This is a genomic window from Mediterraneibacter hominis, from assembly GCF_014287475.1.
GTDB classification, from domain to species: Bacteria; Bacillota; Clostridia; order Lachnospirales; family Lachnospiraceae; genus Mediterraneibacter; species Mediterraneibacter hominis.
In genome coordinates this window covers 693,513-715,254 of the sequence record NZ_JACOPF010000002.1, presented here as the reverse complement: position 1 = coordinate 715,254, position 21,742 = coordinate 693,513, and the positions used below count along the sequence as shown (strand labels likewise).

Annotated in this window: 16 protein-coding genes and 1 pseudogene; all 17 read right to left on the bottom strand. The window is 39.8% G+C overall.

Features of this window, described 5'->3' with window-relative positions; translation table 11 throughout:
- Positions 1-848 (bottom strand): annotated as a pseudogene (locus H8S37_RS12940) (hypothetical protein); the annotation flags it as partial.
- 18 nt (positions 849-866) lie between these two features.
- On the bottom strand, positions 867-2,876 hold the full coding sequence (locus H8S37_RS12935; RefSeq protein WP_186876468.1) for an HAD family hydrolase: 2,010 nt from the start codon (positions 2,874-2,876) through the stop codon (positions 867-869).
- A gap of 47 nt (positions 2,877-2,923) precedes the next feature.
- Positions 2,924-5,434: a glycosyltransferase gene (locus H8S37_RS12930; RefSeq protein WP_186876467.1), complete on the bottom strand. Its 2,511-nt coding sequence runs from the start codon at positions 5,432-5,434 to the stop codon at positions 2,924-2,926.
- A 104-nt stretch (positions 5,435-5,538) separates the two neighbouring features.
- Positions 5,539-6,489 (bottom strand): asparagine synthase C-terminal domain-containing protein, encoded by a 951-nt coding sequence (locus H8S37_RS12925; protein ID WP_186876466.1) that lies wholly within the window; start codon positions 6,487-6,489, stop codon positions 5,539-5,541.
- Positions 6,476-8,302, bottom strand: coding sequence for an aminotransferase class I/II-fold pyridoxal phosphate-dependent enzyme (locus H8S37_RS12920; protein ID WP_186876465.1), 1,827 nt, complete (start codon positions 8,300-8,302; stop codon positions 6,476-6,478). The genes H8S37_RS12925 and H8S37_RS12920 overlap by 14 nt, the downstream gene beginning before the upstream one ends.
- A gap of 30 nt (positions 8,303-8,332) precedes the next feature.
- Positions 8,333-9,121, bottom strand: coding sequence for a hypothetical protein (locus tag H8S37_RS12915; protein WP_186876464.1), 789 nt, complete (start codon positions 9,119-9,121; stop codon positions 8,333-8,335).
- A 1-nt stretch (position 9,122) separates the two neighbouring features.
- Positions 9,123-10,541, bottom strand: coding sequence for an AMP-binding protein (locus H8S37_RS12910; protein ID WP_186876463.1), 1,419 nt, complete (start codon positions 10,539-10,541; stop codon positions 9,123-9,125).
- A 15-nt stretch (positions 10,542-10,556) separates the two neighbouring features.
- Positions 10,557-12,878: a LuxE/PaaK family acyltransferase gene (locus tag H8S37_RS17545; protein WP_186876462.1), complete on the bottom strand. Its 2,322-nt coding sequence runs from the start codon at positions 12,876-12,878 to the stop codon at positions 10,557-10,559.
- Positions 12,868-13,581, bottom strand: coding sequence for a thioesterase II family protein (locus H8S37_RS12900; protein ID WP_186876461.1), 714 nt, complete (start codon positions 13,579-13,581; stop codon positions 12,868-12,870). The genes H8S37_RS17545 and H8S37_RS12900 overlap by 11 nt, the downstream gene beginning before the upstream one ends.
- A gap of 4 nt (positions 13,582-13,585) precedes the next feature.
- A complete protein-coding gene (locus tag H8S37_RS12895) occupies positions 13,586-14,344 on the bottom strand; it encodes an SDR family NAD(P)-dependent oxidoreductase (protein ID WP_186876460.1) in 759 nt (252 codons plus the stop codon).
- Between the two features lie 38 nt (positions 14,345-14,382).
- Positions 14,383-16,326, bottom strand: a complete 1,944-nt coding sequence (locus tag H8S37_RS12890; RefSeq protein ID WP_186876459.1) for a hypothetical protein — start codon at positions 16,324-16,326, stop codon at positions 14,383-14,385.
- A 9-nt stretch (positions 16,327-16,335) separates the two neighbouring features.
- Positions 16,336-16,782, bottom strand: a complete 447-nt coding sequence (locus tag H8S37_RS12885; protein WP_186876458.1) for a hypothetical protein — start codon at positions 16,780-16,782, stop codon at positions 16,336-16,338.
- A 21-nt stretch (positions 16,783-16,803) separates the two neighbouring features.
- Positions 16,804-18,045: a hypothetical protein gene (locus tag H8S37_RS12880; protein WP_186876457.1), complete on the bottom strand. Its 1,242-nt coding sequence runs from the start codon at positions 18,043-18,045 to the stop codon at positions 16,804-16,806.
- 24 nt (positions 18,046-18,069) lie between these two features.
- Complete coding sequence (locus tag H8S37_RS12875) at positions 18,070-19,044, bottom strand: transketolase family protein (RefSeq protein WP_207723946.1); 975 nt, start codon at positions 19,042-19,044, stop codon at positions 18,070-18,072.
- Positions 19,031-19,855: a transketolase gene (locus H8S37_RS12870; RefSeq protein WP_186876456.1), complete on the bottom strand. Its 825-nt coding sequence runs from the start codon at positions 19,853-19,855 to the stop codon at positions 19,031-19,033. Before H8S37_RS12870 ends, H8S37_RS12875 begins: the two co-directional genes overlap by 14 nt.
- Positions 19,849-21,450, bottom strand: coding sequence for a LicD family protein (locus H8S37_RS12865; RefSeq protein WP_186876455.1), 1,602 nt, complete (start codon positions 21,448-21,450; stop codon positions 19,849-19,851). The genes H8S37_RS12870 and H8S37_RS12865 overlap by 7 nt, the downstream gene beginning before the upstream one ends.
- Positions 21,451-21,495: 45 nt before the next feature.
- Positions 21,496-21,738, bottom strand: coding sequence for an acyl carrier protein (locus tag H8S37_RS12860; RefSeq protein ID WP_186876454.1), 243 nt, complete (start codon positions 21,736-21,738; stop codon positions 21,496-21,498).
- Between the last annotated feature and the right edge of the window lie 4 nt (positions 21,739-21,742).

The window sequence follows — 21,742 nt, the reverse complement described above, 5'->3', positions numbered from 1 at the left end:
TTTGCTCCTCCCGTCACAGAATATTCCACATAATAGTCACGAGGCGTAGAGAGCAGCAGAACATTTTTTGTCTCTGTGTTTACCACAGCAAGGATATTCACATCACTTCTGGAGCGTGCTGACACTCCTCCGTAGGTATCAATCCCACTTAAATACATGATAAAGGTATCCGGTACATTGTCCGGCACTGCTGCTGTTTCTTCCTTTTCCACCTCATGCGCCACGTTCGTAATTTCCCGTAAGCCGGTTCCTGCCCATTCATAGCCTTCTACATCTGCAATAATTCCCAGATACGCGCTGTTTAAAATAATTGCTCCTGTCTTTCCTTCCTTCAAATCATCCGCCATGTCAAATACATTGTCATATTCCTGCGTATCCAGTGTATTTCCCAGGCTTTCCTCCAGCTCCTTAACCGTCTTGTCCGTATTCTCCCTGTCAATGGCCGTGCTGATTCCAAAAGAATAGTCCGCCGCATCTTCGATACTCTGTGCCGGGTCGTCCTCCATCACATACACAGACACTATGTCTGTCTGCTTGTCCGCAGTGGCAACCTCCTGAATGGTCGTATTCGTCTTATGGATATAGTAACACCCAAAAATACAGCCCGCCGCCAGCAGTACACACAGTATATCCGCCACGACTGACAGCGCAGGCTTCTCCTGCATAATCGTAAAAATTACGCCAAATATAGAGAATACTGTTCCCCCTATCAGCATATAGGTCGTCGGAAGCATATGTAAATCTGCACAGAAGGTAAGGAAGGCAATCGCACAGAGGGCATAGAGGGCTATGAAAGAATATCCGATCAACTTGTATAGAGGTCTTTTATTTCTTTGTCTTTTTCCCATTATACTGAGCTCCTTTCTCTACGTCAGATTTGCATCATCCATAACCTCACGCATACCTTTAAGCTTATTTTTGCTTTGCAATGCTATAAGCATAGGCGCATAGGCATCTCGTCCGGATATATTTTGAAATATTTCGTACTTTTCAAAATGCTTTTGATAATCCAATGCAAAATCCAAAATCCCTTGCTGAATTTCTTCTACTGTCTGTTGTTTTTGATATTCTTTAAACCGGCAATATGATTTTCCGTTCTCATTCAGATAAAACCCCCGTAAGCTTCCGTGTGGTGCGTCCAATAGCATTTCCCAGTATAGATTATGTTCTTTATCAGGATTATGAAACTTCCATAAATCACGGTTTTTTCTCTGTGAATAAAGATAGCTTACTAATTTTCCCGATTGTAATTGCGGCTCACTAGCGTTCATCTCCACATTATGGCAGGTATTTGACCCAGCTATAATACCGGTTATCCTGCAATTTAATTTCCATACATGATTGATAAGATAATCCAGGGTTACCGCGCCGCTGCCCGCCCACCCTATATCAACTGCCGCCGCTGTCTCTGCCTCATTCAATATTTCTTTCATATAGCTTCTTCCGGCAATCCTTTGTTCTTCATAATGTCGTGATATCTCATTCCAGTGGAGCAGCAGATAGCTTTTCACTTTCTCTATATTTTTATCTGTTAATTCTGTCCTTGCATTTATGTTTAATTCCTTACACAGGCTTTCTGTCATATCCTGCAATTCCATAGTATCCAAAATCTCTTCTATGGAATATTTCTGATTCATTTTGTGATACAAAAACCGTCTGAAATAATCGTATCTAAAATAATCTGATGCCATTTTAGTAGCAGCCAGCCGTGACCAATAGACATACTCTAACCGCTCTGACTCTTGCGGATATAAAAGCTCATACACTTTTTTCAGAATATACCCGTCTCTGGCAAGAAAAAGTATTTTTTCCAACTGCTTATGTTTCACCTGTCGATGGATAAACTGACAATACCCTACCACAAACAGCCCTCCGTAAATATATCCAAATTCATAGAGATTGCTGTATTCCTCCAGACCATTGTGGATACGGGCATTAACCATGCCTCGATAAGCGCCGCCGATTATAGCCGACATATCTTCCGCGCGATAGGGCATTCCTACCGCATTGACATTCACATAATGATAAGTAGAAAAACCATATTCCTTAGGTTTTGTTACATCGGAAATATAATTGTCCCCTACATGAATAAAATTTTTTTCTTCGCCCTCTCGCTTTTTTACTTCTTCAAAAAGCGTTCCTTCATTCTTAGATTTTTGAAATTCACAAGATACATAGACAGCATCAAATTTTTTATACCCACAGCTTTTCAATATCGCTTTGATTTGTTCTGTATCCAAATACATATCCGATGTAATAATAAGGCGCGTTTTCCTTTTTTGCAGTTCTTCCACTACACGCTGCATATAGGGATTTGCAAAGCAAAAGCTCTCTTCCAGAGCTGCTTCCCGTTCTTGGATATCTGCCGGTATTCCTGCCTCTTCTTCCAGCGTCGCGTAAATTTCCTTTAACGTTACTTCATAATGCTTCTCTTTTTTATATTTCTTCTGCCTGGTCTTCCACTCCATTTCCTTACGAATATTTTCAAAGTCCAAATATCCCAGTTCTTCTCCAAGAATGAAAAACAAGTCTGTGGGAGCAGAAAAAGGACGAAGCACCAAAGTATCAAAAACGTCAAAAGAAATCACATCGTATTTTGCCAGCTTTTCAGCGAGCGCTTCTGGCTTCTCCAGCTTAGATATAGAGGACTCACCTGCCTCTGTGTAAAGCTCTTTTTCCTCAAAATATGGATATTTTTCCACAGTCTCCAACTTCCGGTTACGGAAAGCATAATAAGAAATATTTAATCCCAGTAGATACATCCATACGCCTATCCGTCCGACTCCCCGGACGTGATTTCGCTTCTTTTTGTATCTCTGCTGAATTCCAGATATACGGTTAACTAATAAGTTATATATAGTAAGTTTTATGTTCATAGTTGTATTTTTCCAAATTCTGTTTTTAGCGTTAGATTTTGTTTGAATTATGAATGTATCATCATCTCATATATTTTATCCATTGACGGCGTATCCGTATGATAAAAATCAACTCTATAATCCATTCCTCTTCCGGCCGCAAAATATTGTTGTATATTTTCTATAATATCACCGGCAGATTTAGCCACATATCTATTATCTACCTTGTCCAAAAAGTCTATTTTTCTATATCCATTCATTCCACATCTGATCTCATCATAATCCGGAATAAATGAAAGTACGGGGATACTCAATTTAATAAAATCAAACATGTAAGATGAAAAATCTGTTATAAACAAGCTATATTCCGCTTCTCGAACATTTTCCACAATATGGATACGTCCATCTTTTTTATCCGAAATCAGAGGAACGACTTCTGAAAATATCGGATGTAGCTTGATATCCAATTCATACCCCCTTGCTCTTAGTATCTGTATAAGCTTTTCATCATATAGAAAGCTTTTTATGCCCTGGTAATATGAAGATGTTAAAAATTTATTTTTCAAAACTTCCCATTCTCCCACCTCATTCATCCTTGCTAAATATGCTCTCCAGGACGGAGCAAATAAAATCTTCTTCAATCTATCAGAAAATGGAGGTAACTTATCAAACCTTGGCATTCCTGTTTTCCATAGTGCAGTCTCTTTATATCCGTTCTTTTTGAACAGCTCTGCCTCATGCTTTGCAGACACAACAATTTTATCTGCCATCATTCTTTCTGAAGAATATTTCCAGGGCATATCAATATGAAGCACCCCATGTTGAAGGTAAATTGTTTCAAACTTAAATTTATTTGAATATTGTTCATATTCTTCCTCTTTAAAAGGCAAAATATTGTTCTCCTCTATAAAAGCGGTAATAACCTTCTCGGCCTGCACAATAAGATCTTTGTGTTCATTACTGCCAAAACGAATCCTATTGCCGTCTTTCGGAATATAATCTCTTTGTCTCTCATCAGATATTACATAATATCTCTCCACTCCATCATGCTTTTGATAATCATGTATAAATTGCAGTAATCCATTATCACAGGGTACGCCCGCACAATCATAATATAACCATATCCGTTTCTCCCACGAAGCCGGAACAGCGGCTATTGAAATTTCATTATTTCTGTTAATGTCTACAGATACTCCACGATTTTCATAATGATAAATACCAAGCTTATGAGACATTGGCACTAATGGCATAAAATAATATGTAACAGGAAATATTTTTCCATCCAGCTCTGTCTCAAAATGAAAATCATATGGAGTACTGCCCGCCGCGGTCTCAAATATACACGCCCAAAACTTTTGAGTCGGCTCATGCGACAAATAATAATTGTGTGTACTGGGAAATAATTCCAGCTCTGTCCGTTTCTCTTTATGCACTGCATAAAACCGGACACTTCCCTTATAAAACTGAAAAAAAACAGATTTTAAGAACCCTTGTATCTGTACGCGGCGCTCCTTTTTTATCGTTAATTTCGTTATCACCAATTCCATGTCCTTCTGTTCCAGAACAATATTTCCCTCACTGTACAGCCTTATATGTTTCAAGTCCACTTGCGGATACAGACAAGCTTCTCCCTTTAATTTCAGTAAATAAAATTTCTCAAAAAAGTCAATTTCAGGATGATCCAAAATCACACTGTTATAACATTTCTGAAGAAGGTTTTTCATCCGCAATATGCTTCTTTCAAACTCTTTCCCCTCATAATGATACGGAAACAACATATTACTCTCTAGCTTCCAATATAAATCATTTACATACAGTCCTTGAAAAGCCATCGGAACATACTCATATCGGCCAAATACAGTCTCAAACATTTTCATACATTGTTCATAAACAAAACAGGCACCTGACAGTCTTCCTGAACTGCTTTCGTCGCTTCTATGATAAATATATTTTCCAGAACTACAAAATCCTATTTTATGTGTTCGGTCAAGTATGTCGCAGCAATATTTCTGATCTTCCGAAAAGTTCATCGTTTCGTCGAATAAAACATTCTCTTTATATCTGTTTTTTACCATAATATTCATCGTACTCTGACCTATAAACGCATTTGTATCCAAATCATACACTCCGTCGTCCTTCAAAAACATATATCTAAAATGAGGCTTCAGCACTTTTCCTTTATACAGCGTTTGTATCGGAAATGTTACTAAATCAACCTGCTCATACACGCTATTGAAAAAGTCCACACAGTTTTTGATTGTATCAGGCATACATGCATCATCTGCGTCAAGAAAAAACAAATACCTGCCCCTTGCATTTTTGATTCCAACATTTCTCGCGGAGGATACACCGGTTTTTTGTTGATAAAAATATCTGATACGACGGTTTTTCTTTTTTATCTTTCGGACGACAGCCTCTGACGCGTCTGTCGAACCGTCGTTGATCAGTAGAATCTCATAAGATAGATTTTGTACCAGCTTCTTCACATTTTCCAGACACGCCGGAAGATATTCCGCCTGATTATAGAACGGTATGATGACAGACACACATAGCCTGTTCATAATTTTTTTTATTTTCATTTACATCCTCTTAATGACATTCCAACAAGTTTAAAAAACGTTCCAATACAAAAACCTGAAATCTCTGTTTTCCAGTCATGCCTTCTATGCAGCCCGGTTTAAATTCACTTCTGCACGGCCCCCCCCCACTCTGCCATCCATTGGTCTACAGCCCTGGGCATGGCAATTTTTTCAGGGACTTCTAAGTCGGGATACCTCTCTCTAAACAATTCTCTTATATGGTATTTGCTATCTCCTCTTCTGACTCTGGCAAGATCCAATGGTTTGCTCATCTTCATACATGCATAAGGATCCAGATATTCTAATCCGGCATTTCTAAAAGCATTAAAATATGCTCCGCTGGACGTAACAGCCATCTCGTTTTTTATACATCTGATAAAATCGACTTTGCCATTCGGCAGCCTGTATTTTTCAAAGACAAACTCCATCGGCACATACTCTTTCAATACTCTATCTGGCTTAAGATATGTAAATCTTTCGACCCATTCATGGTATTCCCAGTCTTTACAGCAGAGCTCATCGTATCCTCCAAACGCCGCGTCTGCATTATCCCCTATTATCACCAGATCACAGCCGTCTTCCTGAATACATTTAGCCAGCTTATAAACCTGCGGTTCATTTGAGCTTACAGGGCACCCATCATTCAACATCAGCTCATCAATACTGTCCAGATAATCCTGCCATGTAATATCTATAATATGATGTTCTAGTCCATATTCCTCACAATATCTCCTGGCCCTTTCTGTCTCGTCAATCGCTCCGCAAGCGTCACATCTTGCGGTATATGCTTTTGTGCCTTCCGGCATATAGGACGCTAAGATCGCCGAGTCCATTCCTCCACTTAGAAGAATCGCCGCATTTGAAAGTTCTTTCTCGGCCAGCTGGCTTTTAATCCGTTCTTCTATTTCTTTCGGAGAATCACACGCAATCTGTTTTTCTTCGTCCATTGGAGAAAAATCTATATGCTCTAATCCCTCTTTGAAAACTTTTTCTTTATCTACAATAAAGCGGAATGCAAGATAGGAACTCATGCAAAAGACTTTATCTGCTTCCATTTTCTAATACCTCCTTAAGCGCCTTCATCAGCTTATCGTTTTCTTCACGGTTTTTTATAGCAATCCGGACATACTGTCTGTCTGTGCCTTCTATTTTTTCTGACAAATCTTTAATCAGAATATTATGCTCCACTACTAAAATTTTCGTCAATTCACTCGATGTCATGCCGTTTGTAATCTCAGCCATAATATAATTTGCCTGCGATGGGAAACTCTTGATTCCCCCTATTTTTTTCAATTCAGAATAGTAATAGTCTCGTTCTTTTCTGAATTTTTCCAAAGAAATTTTGTAATCCTTATTATACTTTTCTGCTATCTGCATATAAAATTCAGCGAAGGAGTTTATATTCCAAATCGAAACGTCCTTTTTCATTCTGTCCACAGTGTCCACATCTCCCGATGCCATAATTCCGATCCGCAATCCCGGTACTCCATACGACTTGGAAATACTCTTCATAACATATAAATGTGGATTTTCATTTAACAGCCCGCTTTCAAACAACGTGTTATTTTCTTCCTCCGCAAAATCAGTAAAGGATTCGTCAATAACAAGCTTTATATTCTGCATTTTAGACCAGGAAATTAACCGCAGAAGCTCCTTTTTTTCTATATAATTTCCCGATGGATTGTCCGGGTTTATAAGGATTAAATTTTCAACCGGATTTTTTTCAAAAAACTGAATAATATCCTCTGTCCCATATCTGAATTCCTCATTGTCCGGCCAATAACAAACTATGTCAGTTTCTCTGTATCTGTGTGGGTATTCTTCAAAGGTAGGACGAATAATGCCGATCTTTCCTGTGAATCTTTCTAATAAAGCTTTAATCAGCTCTGCCGCGCCGTTGCCCACTATGATGTTTTCCTGGTGCACATTGAAGTTCTTTGCCGCCAGCAGCGCGTTGATCTTCATCCCGGACGGGTACTGTGTAAGTAAGGTTTCAAAACTGGCTTTCATTTCATCCCGCATTTTCTTCGGCGGAAAATACGGAGTAACTAAATATGAAAAATCCATAAGCTGTGGATATCTCCAATATCCTCCATAGCGTTCTTGAAGAAGGTTCGCTCTTTTCCCATCTTCTTTCGCGAACATGGATTCCGCAATATTCAGATCCTGTATATCATCAATTTCATACCACTTCTCACCATTTAACTGTTTTGCTTTTATTCCTGGATTATCGAGTATTGTAATCACTCGCAAAACCTGTTCATAATACTCGTTTAACCCCAAAGCCTCTTCATACGCGTTTAGAAACGGTACATAAAGTGTTTTTGAAAATTCTTGTCCGAATTTATAAATATTGACCGTTTTATAATAGGATTTTATATCTTCATATTTGAATTTACTTCCGGGGACAAACTCGTCTATTGAATCATCCTCGCCTAATTTGACGCATGTCCCGTCCATCCAGCTTTCATATTTATCGACCAGAGCCAACGTATCTCTTGGATCTTCTATCAGTGTCTTTATCACCGCGTCTTCAAAAATAAGATCAGATTCGAATAGTAAAGAATCCTCCTGGCATAAATAATCTTTTGCCAGAGAAAGTGAATAGATATTGTTTGTCTTATCATAAATCGGATTATTTACGTATGTAATTGGCGTACAGATATTTAAACTATTTATATAATCTATTAATTTTTTACCTTCATACCCTACGACAATTACAATCCGGGACAAACATAATTTTTCAAGCTGGTGCAGCATTCTGTCTATTAATGTCACTCCATTCACCCTGATCATACATTTCGTATTATTTTGCGTTAGCTCCTTCAATCTTTTTCCCATACCTGCTGCTAAAATAATCGCCTGCATATTTCATCCTTTCACATATACATTGTTTTATTACTTTTTTATTAGTTTTCCATACTCTGCCGCTACATGGTTTCCCATCGCTTCAAATAGCCGAATCCTCCTGTCATCTTCCATAAAAGCATAGATATTCCTGCCTGGTTTCTGTAATTCATTTAAAAGATACGAATCCATAAAAGCTCCGTATGGAAAATCACGTGCATTTTCTCTGACTATCGTATACGAAAGAACCATAAAACGATCTGTTCTCGCGGAAACACAGGAGTGCGCTACAATTTCATTGCCTTTTCTTATAATATAGTTTTCCCCTTTTCCTGCTTTCATCCGATCTGCAAACTGCGCTGTCAATTCGCCTGGTTTATAGGAAAGAGAAAGTTCTTCATCTGTTAACAGCAATTTTTCAATCTCACACAATTCTTCCACAGATGCTTCCTCCACAAAGCTTTCATAATTCATCTTTTTATACTTGCCCAGCTCCATGACTTTTCCAAAATATACATGATAGTTCTCACTTAATCCGTTCTGCAGTCTCTCTATGATTCCTTTTCTGGAAAATATTCTGCTTATCTGATACTCCTGTATAAGCTTCATCAGCCCCGTAAGATCACATTCATCGTAATGGGAATAAACCTGAAAGCAGTCATAATATTTTAAGACCAGCATCTCGAATTCTCCCGCAGCATTTTCTTCATACCACACTGTCACATTTGGATCGTGGATTCCATACTCTGTCAGATCAATATATAAATAAATGCAATTTGCCGTATCCTTTCCAGCGTACGCAACTGCCGCTTTTAGTTTTTCTTCTGTCAGCAGCCTCATTTTACTCCTCCTCTTCATAATACCTTTCTAACTCTTTATATAATGTCTTGCCGGCATCATTCTGTGGAATTTCATCTATTACCGTAATATGGAACGCCTTTGCATTTAGTTTTGTCTTCTTAACCACAAATTCTTTTATCCGTTCTGCTGCAGACATCTCTGTAATAAAAATATACATAGAATCATCCATACCTGCGCACGCGCAGTTTATATCTTCAAACGCACCTTTTATCATCCGTTCCATCTCATCCAGATTTACCCTGTTGCCATATATTTTCAGAAACCGCTTTTTACGGCCTACGATATAGAAATATCCATCGTCGTCGAACTGTGCCATATCTCCTGTGTGGAGAATCCCTCCGCGTTCATCCCCTTTCGCCAGATCTTCCCCGCACTCCGCGTATCCTAAAGTAACGTTAGGGCCTTTATATACCAGTTCTCCGGTTACATATGATTCGTCCACTTCCTCTCCTTTGGTATCTATAAGAGAGAATGTTCCTCCAGGAATGGCCACCCCCATAGAGCCTTTTTTCTCTATGGCTTTATCCGGCGGCAAATATCCCATTCTCGCGGTCGCTTCGCACTGCCCGTACATTACGACAAAATTCTTTTTGTTTTCAGCCGCAAACCTTGCGAACTCCTCATGTAATTTTTCTGTCAGCTTGCCGCCTGCCTGCGTCATAGTCCTTAATGACGGAAGCTCCATCTTCATAAACCGAAGACGTTTCAGCATCTCATACGTATAGGGAACTCCACCAAAGGAGGTTGCTCTGTTATCCTTAAAAAACTGCCAGAACTCTTTCTGCATGAGTGATTTGTCTGTAAGCAGCAGCGTCGCCCCTGCCATAAGATGCGTATTAATGATAGATAATCCATATGTATAATTCATCGGAAGTGTTGTAATAGCTCTTTCTGTATCATCCAGCTTCAAATATTCAACTATGGATCTTGTATTCTCCCTTATATTTGTATAGCTTTGCCGTACAAATTTAGGGCTTCCTGTAGAACCGGACGTTGTAAGCAAAAGCGCCAGCTCATCAAATAATGGAAACTGTACTTCATATGGAGTACGCAGTAAAGTATAATCAAAGCTGCTGTGAACTGTCTTCCAGGAGGAAAAATATTCTGTCTGTTCCGAGGGCAGCCAGAGATATTTAGGCTTGTAAGAATTCAGAAGCTCCTCCAGTAATTCTTTATCTAAGCTTTCATTGAGCATAACAGGAACAATTCCATGATTTATGAAGGTAACATAACCTATTACAGAGCCTATCGAATTCCTGCATAATGAAAACACCAGGCATCTCCCTCCTATAGACTCCATGAGTTCCTTCCCTTTTCTTTCCATATCGTCATAGGAGACCTTTGAACCATATTCATCTATAATTGCATCGTTATTTCTGAACTTAAGCAAATCCCACATAAACTCTCTCCTCCTTTATATAACCACAGTCCGCGTCAATCTCTCAGCCAGATTATATCCGTCCCAGTTTAAATCAAACTCCATAGTATGTCCCACTTTGACTACCCGGTCTACACCTTTGAGCCCCAGCTTCAGCAGCGGCATTACCATTTTTTTGTCTCCTATAATCCCTATCGTCTGACAATGTGTATCATTGCAGAAATCGGCTAACTCCAAAACATCCTCCATGTCGTACTCATAAAAGTATCCTGAATTTCCTTTATATTCCATAAGCTCGGAGGAAAGCCTTGTAACCCTTACCCTTACTAAAAGATTACTCTCATGTACCAGCAGTTTAACTTTCCCAAAGTCTTTCTCTGCGGTTGCTGCTAAAAAACTCTGCGACAATTTATCTACTCCCATGATTGGCTGGAATATATATTTCTTTTTCACTTCTGCATACAGCCTGTCCCAAAATATTTCTTTTGCTTTTTCTTTCTGTGCACCTGTCCAGACTACTACTTTAGGGCTGGTGCATGCGTTTTGGTCTGTCAGATATGTATCGTTATAAAAGTCTGTCGCTGTTTTATCCTTGTCCTCTATAAGCATATAAGCGTCTGAATCAATTACTGCCAGAGAATATCTGTCTGCAAACGTAACCTCTGAAGCCCGTACCGGCAATTTTGATTTCCGCAATTCTCCTACTGTCGCATCGCCTCCCCAGACAATTCTTACATCACACATATCCGATAACAAATTGTTTATATCGTAGTCGCGTTCATATCTTACCAGACAGATATAAGGCTTGATTTCGGGATGTGCTTCTAACACTTTTTTTATCGCAGTGTTGATAATCGTAACCTGCGCGAACTCTTTGGTTGGAACTCTGACAATATTTGCATTTCCGCATAATAACCCAGAAACTAACGAATACGCATAATTAACAGGCACGTTCGACGGCGCAATATGAAAAGCTATCCCCCTGCCCACATGGACATTTCCATCTTTAAATCCAAATCTTTGTTTTAGCTCCTTCATAGAAGAATTTCGAAGCCAGAATCCGAAAGATATCACATCCGGAAATACCTTTGCTTCCGGTGTTCTTATAAGCTCTCTCGATAAATCGCTCAAAAACTCCATTATGCCTTTATCAAAGGGCTCCTTTGCAGGGACCGTCTTCATCTTTTTGAGAAGATCTTCATTTCCTGTCAAATATGTAACCTTACTTAAAATCTTATGTTCACCTTCTGTATGAGAAGATTGATTTTTATCCCACCCGGCCGCATAGGTATCGCTGCACCCTCTTATTTCCGCATTCTTCAATCTTCCAAAGATTTTAAAATATTTTCCTTTTCTTCCGCATGGGCAGTCGTCCTCTCCCAGAATTATTCCCTCGTCCTCCGTAAGTAAAGAATGTCCCGGATAAGATTCTGGGATGGTTGATACAACCTGTATAATTCCTCTCTCTCCAATACCACATTCCGAAAAATCCTCCGGTCTGCGAATAATTACATCTGAAAACAGGCTGGCGTGCAGATGCCCGCACTCGCACTGCATATAGATACATCCCGTCTGCTCTACCATTCCATAATAATCATGGATAGAATCGAGTCCGCATACACACTTTAATTTGTCATGAAATACGTTCGGACTGACAGCCTCATTGATAAGCTTTTTCCAACCGCCTCCATGAATCAAAATCCCATTAGAGAAATCAAATGTAACACCCTTTTCTTTTAACCGGAGCAGCTCCTTATAAAAATACTGCCAGACCATAAAAGTAAATCCAAAAAGCAAAATTTTTTGATTCTGATATTGTTTCAGGAAATCTCTAAGTCCCTCTACATCCAGCTGCATGTCGTCGTTTAACGCATATATTTTTTTCGCCCCAAATATTGAAAAGCCTAATATGCCGGCTCCCCTTGCCGAAAACATATTTCTATTTTTGACTACAGACGGACAGTCCAATATCACCATCGGCATACGTCCGGATCCTGTATAGTCATTCACGATTTTCACCATCGCCTTCTGCTGGTTTCCAGACGTTTTTTTATCAAGATATATTTTTGATACCGCCTGACCGGACGTCCCGGAAGATGTCATGACCTTCACAATTTTCTCGTTTGAAATACTTTTTAATTCTCTCTCTTTAAAAAGACGTACCGGCAAAAAGGGAATATCTTTATATGACTTCACTTTCTGGGGATTATATGCAACAGCCTCTAAGATTTTTCTGTACTCTCTGCAATTCTCTCTATGCAGCTCTGTCAGTTCTGTCAATCTTTCTGTCATTATTGTTTCTTTTTCTTCCTTTGATAACGCATAAGGAGAAATCTCTAATAATTTTTCAAATTCCATTGCCTTGTCTTCCTTTTAAATTTTTCACTATAATTTCTGCTATTTCTTTACAATGCTTCTTTATAAAAAAATGATTTCCCTCAAATTGATAATATTCATTCCGGCTGACAAAGTACTCATTCCAGCCGCAGAGCTTATCTCTTGGCGTATCCTCTTCTGTATAAAAGATGGCAGCCGGAACATCTGTCTTTAGTTCTAACTTACTGAAATCATACTTCCAGATAAGTTGAAAATCCCCTTTATATAACGGTAAATAGGTTCTCCAGAAAACTTCATTTTTCAAAAGCTTTTCCGGAACTCCCCCGAATCTCATAACCAGATTCTTTATATACACGTCTGCTTCCTTGCTATCCGGATTCAATACTTCTTTCTTTGTTGCGGGCTCATGTGCGGCCAGAAAAATATGTACAGGCTGCTTCACCTTCTCCTTACATATAAGCTTCATCACCTCTGCCACTGCAATTGTTCCCATACTGTATCCCATGAGTGCATACTCTTCCTGATCATAGATTTCATTTATAACGGTTTTATAAAGGTCGCATGCTAAATCGTCAAAATTTTTATATAGTTCTTCAGACCGCCTGCTTCCATGACCGGCGTAATCAATCGCTCTTATTTCTATTCCAGATGGAAACAGTAATTCTTTTAATTCGTCATAGAAGGCTGCCGTTCCGCCTGCATAGGTAAAACAAAACAACTTCATATTCCTATTTCCTCCAACCGTTTACCCCCCCCCCATCAACTCTTATAATTTGCCCGGTCATATAGCTGGACAAATCGCTGGCCAAAAAAGCAATAACGTTTGCAACCTCTTGCGGACTCCCCTCTCGCTGCATAATGATATGTTTTAATACAGTCTCTTTTAATTCATCTTCAATCTGGTTTCCCATATCTGTAGCAATGATCCCCGGCGCAACAGTATTGACTCGTATCCCGTATTTCTGCATCTCCCACGCAAGCTGCCGCATTCCCCCGTTCACTGCGGCTTTACTGGCCGCGTACTCATACTGCGCCGGCGTACCTTCTATCGCTGCAATAGACGACACATTGACAATGCTGCCTCTATTGTTCCGAATCATAAGGCGGGATATATATTGTGTAAGCACTGTCATTCCCCAAAAGTTAATGTCAAAAATTCTTTTCATACTTTCAACGGAATTCATTGTAAAGCTCTTGCTAAAATCAGCAGTTCCCGCTATATTTGCTAAAATATCCACTTGTTTTTTCTGGCTTTTTATTGTTTTTACGGCTTCCTTAATCTGCCCCTCGTCTGTAATATCAAAATACACCGGAAGGATATCTGCATGATATTTCCTCGAAAGTTCCATCATATCTTTTTCAAAGCCTTCATCATATCTTCTGGCGCATGCCCAGACCGCCGCCCCATTTTTCGCGAACACTTCTACAGTCGCCCTTCCAATACCGCGCCTGGCCCCTGTCACAACCGCGTTTTTCCCTTTTAGCACAGCTCATATACCTCCTACTCTTAAATTGCATCTATCATTCACGTTATATCCTCCGTGGGCAATGGAATTGACTCATCCCAAATCCAGGAGGACCAAAAGCTGTTCTCCATAAACTTCATTCGTTCCGGCACCGGGGCCGTCATATACACGTTCCCATTCGGCGACAGTGTCGGTATCCCCAGAAAAGATGCCATCATGACATACCCGTTATCTGACGATGAAATAAATTTTTTACACCGAAGCAAGAGAGACATAGACGGAGCCTGTAACGGCAACTCTATAATTCCTTCCAGTTTTGCGTCGAACAAGGCGCCTGTTCCCGATATATTACATACGATCACAGGGCATTCTTTCTGCTTCGACAGTATACATCTGTTTCTGCAAAATTCTTTATTCTTTCCGTCATAAAAACACAGCGTAAAACTATCTGCGGAAAAAACTTTTTTAATAAAATAAGACTGCTCGGCCTTTTTCCCAAGATAGTAGTATGCTTCCCCTTTGATTTGGGATTCTGCCAGCAAATTCGAATCTCCCACCTTATCCTTCAGCCAGCCTGGCTCAAATAAAAAGGAAATGGTTCCCAACATCTCACTGTTAGATACAACATCTATATTTTCTGCCGGCGCATAATGATTCATCTGTTTCCAAAATCCGTTTGTACTGTCTGCAAGCAGAGCTCTGTCAAACTTTTGAACGCCGATAGTCCTTGTCCATTCCTGCCTGATACCATATGCGATTTCTTCATTTCTTTCTTCCGGAATCTTGCCGGTCACAATCATCTTCCACTGTTCTTCCGGAAACATAAGCGCTCCGGTGTGAACAAATATCGTAAGCTCCGGCGGCAGTTCTATAGCCCTGTTATAGAAATTCTTAAGATTATTTGTTCTGAATAAAACTTGTATTTCGCTTCCTTTCTCCTGCGCGTTCAGAACCCAGTATTGCATAAATTTTGTGTACTTTCCGATAAGCTCCCAGTCCATTGACAAGAGTATCTTTCTATGACAAGTATGATATGCTTTTTTCTCCTTTACATATAATTCATCAAATTCCTTTAATTTGGCGAGAGACTTTCTTTTATATTCTCTTTTATTCAAATCAGACAAAAATGCTTTCATTTCAGCCGCTATTTCCGATACCGTATATGCACATCTGACGGATTCTCCTAGATCGATTCCCGCGCGTCCTGTATAGAGCACACCCGGCATACCGCAGACGCAGGAAAGTTTAATCGCTTCTTTATTATTTGTGACCAATAGAGCCGTCGAAGATAATATTTCTGTCACATCCGCAGTATTGGGAATCAAATCCTCCTGTGAAAGAAGATGTCCCATTTTTTTCCCTTTCAGCCATATGGGAATCGGTACATAGTATTTTAGTTTTAATCCTTTTTCAGCGGCATATCCACGTACCGTTCTGTCGAAAGAGACCAAATTTGCCAAATTACCTTTGTACAGAAAGCTGTCCGCCGTAAAAAGAACCAGCACAGTATCTTTTTCCTTTTCTTCCATAAACGCACATAGTTTGTCCGCTGTAACAGCTTCCACATGCGACGCGCGATATCTGGACTGCAGCCCGAAAAACTCTTTTTTCCCCTTATATTTCTGTGCCTTCAGCGCGTCCGGATATTCATACAAAAAAACCTCTTGTTCTTCTCGCTTTATATAGTAATCCGGCAACTCTCCAAAGCCATATATTTCTTTCGCTGTCGCGTATGCCCGAACGCACTCCACCGACCCGTCTATCAGGAAGTACAGCTTATCCGCCTTCCGGGAGATATTGAGTCCCGTCTTAAATGCTTCTATATTCGCCGCTACAAGAAACACCTTGTTCCCGTCCTGCAGCTTTTTTTCCACGAGCCGCTTAAGCACCGAACCGGCTCCAAAAAACAATACATTCGTATTGATTACTATCTTGTCTCTCTCAATCGGCTCACTATAAAATTGATACTTTTTATATCCATATATCTCTGTGTTTCTGTCCATAATTGTCCTCTATAAGCCTGTCTCTATAAATTTCGTATAAATATCAGCTATATCGTTCTTTACAAATTCTCGTTTTTTATCGAAGTATAGATTTCCCAATGCAATAGACGGCAGCTCTATGCATTCTGCACATTGCTTTTCGTCTTCTTCCGTCAAAGAGATAAAATGTACCCGTTCCTCAATATTTAATGTTTCAATACTGTTTTTAATTGCTTTTTTAAATATCATTTTTTTATCAAGCAATATATGAAAATCCGCCCCATCGGAAATTCGTCTGGCAAAAGCAACTAAAATACGGCTGATTTCTGAAAAATCATTTATATACCCTTTACAGACGATACTTTTATCCCGTATTTCCTGCAGAAGCATATCCTCCGCTTTTATCAGATATCCCGTCTCCTCAATATGGGACGCCGCATATATAGTATTTTCTATGGTTATTGTTTCCTGCTTCATCTTTTTTCTTCTCTTTCTTCATTATGATTCCGTACAGAAGTCTTCTTTCTTTGAGTCGAGCCACCGGTTTGTTTCCTCGGTCCGGATCGGCTGTAAATGTTCTTTCCACACTTTACGTTCCAATTCCACCGCCAGAGCATCCCAGCGGTTTTCCTGAAGCCATGTCATATACATATACCAGATGTCAGGATCAAAGCATGGCACCATTGCACTGTTTTTATATTCGCCTACAGCTACTCTGTAATCCTCCAGTTCGAGCATAACCTCATCCTGCTTTCCTTCTTCCCATTTTCTAAGCAGTTCCTCCTTTACAGGCATATATTTTTTCCAACATTGAATCCTGGCCTCTGCCGCAAAAAGATACTTCCACCCTTCCTTTTCTTTCGCGTCATACTCCTTAAATTCATTCTTAAAAACACGCAGAAACCTCCGCCTGTCTTTATAAAATTTTCTATTCATCTTCTTTATGTATGCCTGTTCCATAAATTCCTTATATGGAACATATGGATTGGTTGAAACCATATAAGATTCTGCAGGCGGAGATAATTTTTTTGTTCTCCATCCTGCGCCGTATCTTCGTTCCATGTAGGCTTCCGGACTCTTAACAGTATGATAGAGGTGTCCGCTCAGCCATATTTTCTGTATTCCCTGGTTAAAATTTCCCGGCAGTACGGCTCCCCAGAGAATATCTGCAAGTATCGTGGGTTTCTGACCGTTTTCCCCTGTCCAGCAATTTTTTTCAAACAATTTATGCAGACCCTTTTGCCATACATGCGGCATTATTTTTTGAAGAGCCTTTATACCCGCATATACCGCTTTTTTCTTTTTGCTGTCCAGTACATTCCTGCTGCCGCCGATACGGATACATCTGTCTGCAAAAGAAAGGGCGCGGAAAAGTTTGCTCTCTTTTTGAATAATATGGATATTTACAGCGATCCCAAATTTTGTATATGCCTGTGCATAATCTAAATCCAGCAGCAATGTCCGGCTGTCTACATACCTGTAAAATAAGCCCGGCATCTTTCTATTATTCTCAAGCCCTTCGAATTCTCTTGCTCCCTTCTTATAATTCTGTATATATGCCCGAAACACAGAAAAGTCTTTCCATGACATCGCTACATCCGCAGAATACCCGCTTATTCCTTTTTGTAATAAAGCATTATGCAGCTGATGTTCTATAAGGTAATATTTAATTCCTGTTTCATCACATATTTCATCTATTTCATCCAGTAATGACAATACAACCCCCTGTTCTCTTGTCATCTTATACCTCCTGTCATTTGAAGCCTATAAATCATGATTCAGACATTGCAAAGCCCGTCTGCATATTTGCGGGGCGGTTAACCCACTTTTTTCTTTTAAGTATTCATAGCCGGCCGCATGCGGATACTGATCCTCTACTCCTACGATCAGATGTCTGGGTTTCTGTTCGGTCAGCGCTAAGGTTTCTGCTATTGCCGATCCCAATCCCCCGATTATACTGTGCTCTTCTATAGAAATGATAAGCTTATATTTCACACCCTCTAATATTGCTTCTTTATCAATCGGTTTAATCGTGTGCATGTCTAAAACCGTACATGTAAACTGCTTTTCTTCAAGCAGCTTTGCTGTCTTCAGCGCTTCATTGACCATGGCCCCTGTAGCGATAATCAGAATATCTTTCCCTTTTTGCAATGCTATCGCTTTGCCTGCTATAAACTCATAATCTTTGTCATAAATTACAGGGTTTCTCTGTCCTCCACCCATACGTATGTAAACCGGCAAATCCATCTTCTGTGCCTCATACAGGCACTTTACTGTCTCCGTACAATCTGCCGGCGAAAAGATTACCAAATTCGGAATTGTCCTCATAACAGCTATGTCTTCCACACTCATATGGGTCGCCCCCAGAATTCCGACTGAAAACCCGGAAGTCAGACCAATTAATTTTACCGGCAGTTTCATATACCCCATGGAGACCTTAACTTGATCAAGCGCGCGTAGGGCTGCAAAGGTCGCATATGTCGTTGCAAATACAGACATTCCCTCTTTTGCCATTCCCGCCGCCACATTGATCATGTTCTGTTCTGCTATCCCAACATTAATCAGTTTTTCGGGATATTTATTTTTCAGCTTATCCAATCCCGAAAAATAACATAAATCCGATGTAACTACAGCAAAATCCTCTTTCTCTCCCGCAATATCCAATGCCGCCATCCCTAATGCTCCGCTTGGGCCGGTCATAGCCCATGTTTTGATATTTCTTTCATTAAATTCCAGCAAATCCCAATTCCTCCATCGCCGCTTTTTCCTGGCTTTTCGTCATTTTTCTATGATGCCAAATCATCTCATTTTCCATAAATGAAATACCTTTTCCTTTCACTGTATCTGCAATGATCGCCAGTGGCTTCCTGCTCGCATATGTCAAAGCGCTGTAACAACGTTCCACATCATGTCCGTCAATGGAAATAACCTCCCAGCCAAAGCTTCTCCATTTTTCTTCCAGAGAACCCAGACCCATAATTTTCTCTGTGTCCCCGTCGTACTGTAATTTATTTCTGTCAACAATCGCCACAAGATTATTCAGTCCATACTGGTGCGCGGACATAGCCGCCTCCCATACGGCGCCTTCATCACATTCTCCGTCGCCTAATAATACATACACTTTTGCAGGATTCTTTTTTCTTTTTAATGCGATCGCACTCCCCACTCCAAGGGATAATCCCTGCCCTAAGCTTCCCGAAGAAAATTCTATTCCCAGGCTTTTATCCATACATGGATGTCCAGGCAGACGGGTTTCATCCTTTTTGAATGTGTCTAATTCCTCCGCTCCGATTACTCCTGCTTGTCTAAGAACCGCATATACTGCTGGGACTCCATGTCCTTTACTCAATATAAAACGTCCGCGCGTCTCTTTCTCTGTCTCATCCTTTGACCACCGCATCACCTCGAGGTATAATACACAGACAATTTCTATAATTGATAATGCACCCCCAAAATGCATTCCGGAATCACCGGCTGACCAGGACATCCGAAGAATATCCTTCCTCATTTCCCTACATATATGTTCTAATTCACTTTTTCCTCTCAGCATTTCTGGTTCTCCTCTATAAACGCATCTTTTGCTTTTAAATCTTTCAGTTCAATCCCATTTCTTAACAAATATTTTTCTCTTCTGTAGCACTGTCCTGCCTGTGCTTCCATTCCACAAAGTAAATATATGTCGCCCCTGTATTTTCCCAGTTCAGGATCCTCGGGAAAATCCAAAAAATGTTTTTCTAATTTTTCCCTTATATCGTTTACGTTCTCTCTGTTCGCTTCCAAAAGTAATAATTTTATCTGCGCCCTCGCAAAATAAATATTTTCCGGCATTTGTTCTATGTACTTTTCAACGATTTCTTTTGCCAGTACGTAATCTTTATCCGTATATATACTTTCCAGCAGACTCTCTGTGGCTTGCGCATACTCATACATCCTCTCCAGACGTGAACTCAACGGACGCTCTTTTCTGTACATGTCCATCAATTGTTTCGGCATGGAATACTCTCCCAGCATCACCTTTGGATAAACAGATGCATAGAGTAAACTTTCGGACATTGCAAGTAAAACATTCCAGTATTTTACATGACTTTGTTCCATGTATTTATAAATAGAATTGAACAGTAAATTAAGATCCTCATATTTCTTTGCTTTTATCCATGCATCCAGATCGATTTCATGGGCTTTAATAAAACATTCTGTCTCGTATATAAGCGGCATTCCTTTTATATAGTGTGTCAACGGGTTTACATGATTTCTCTGGTTTAATACACGAAACCATATATTTTTTCTTTCTAATACATCTTCCATGTGTTTCTTCGTGTCAAATCTTGTGATATATGATTTTTCATATACCGTATAGGGAAGCTCCTGGTCTTCTATGAAAATATGTTCTGATACTTTATTGATTTCCGGTACTTCAAACCAGTCTGCACCGTATGCCTCTCTAAGAAGCTTCTCCGCGTTTTCTGCCACAGGCAAAAAAGTATCCTCAAACGAGACATAGCGCGGAACACCAAAAATTTCTTTTTTGATTATAGATTGCGGGGCTTGAGGAGATCTGATATGGTAATGCCGGCTGGTATCCTCTGGATAGCTAAATAGCTTCTTCGACATCTTTCTGCATATAGCCTCCTTGTCCTTGTATTTACCCGGACGACAATATCTGTTGTACTTTTTAATTAATCCGCTGCTCCTCCGGGAATCCTGTATGAAAACTTCTGTAATCAGTTCAAGGTACAGGTTATAATCTTCTGTATATTTTTCCTGCTTCTGTATATCATCCGGAATAGAGTCCAGTATAAAGATATCCACAAATTGTCCCTGCGGAGTTGATGTTGTAAATGTACTTCTCAATATGGTTGTGGACCCTAACGCCATATATCTCGGATGTATTTGAGGATATTCCGGATATTCTTCCTTCGAGACAACCAGCCTGTTTTCTATTCTGTGGTTTACAATATTTTTAAACTTTTCATACGAGGAGCGAGTCATATGTATATCTGCGTCATCATCCCATGGGAGAAACCCACCGTGACGGATCGCTCCTATAAAGCTGCCTCCGGCAAGGTAAAAATTAATATCATTCTCTTTACATATGACGTTAATTTCTTTTAATAATTTCAAAAGCCCTTCTTGTTCCTCAGTCATATTTTTCTCCCTCACCTGCCTGTTTTTATCAATATAAAGTACTTTCTAAAACTCTACGTTATAATTATTTTTAAGTATTTCTATTCCTTTTGCATACGAACTCAAATCTATGATGTCATCGGTATCCATCATAATATCGAAGGCATCCTCCAACAGCGCAACCAGCGTCATATGGCCTACAGAATCCCATGCCTCTATTCCCATATATTCTAAAGCTTCCACCTCGTTTTCATCCTTAATGTCAAACGCCTCCATAAAGGTTTTTTTATACTTTTCCATGTTTGTCATACTA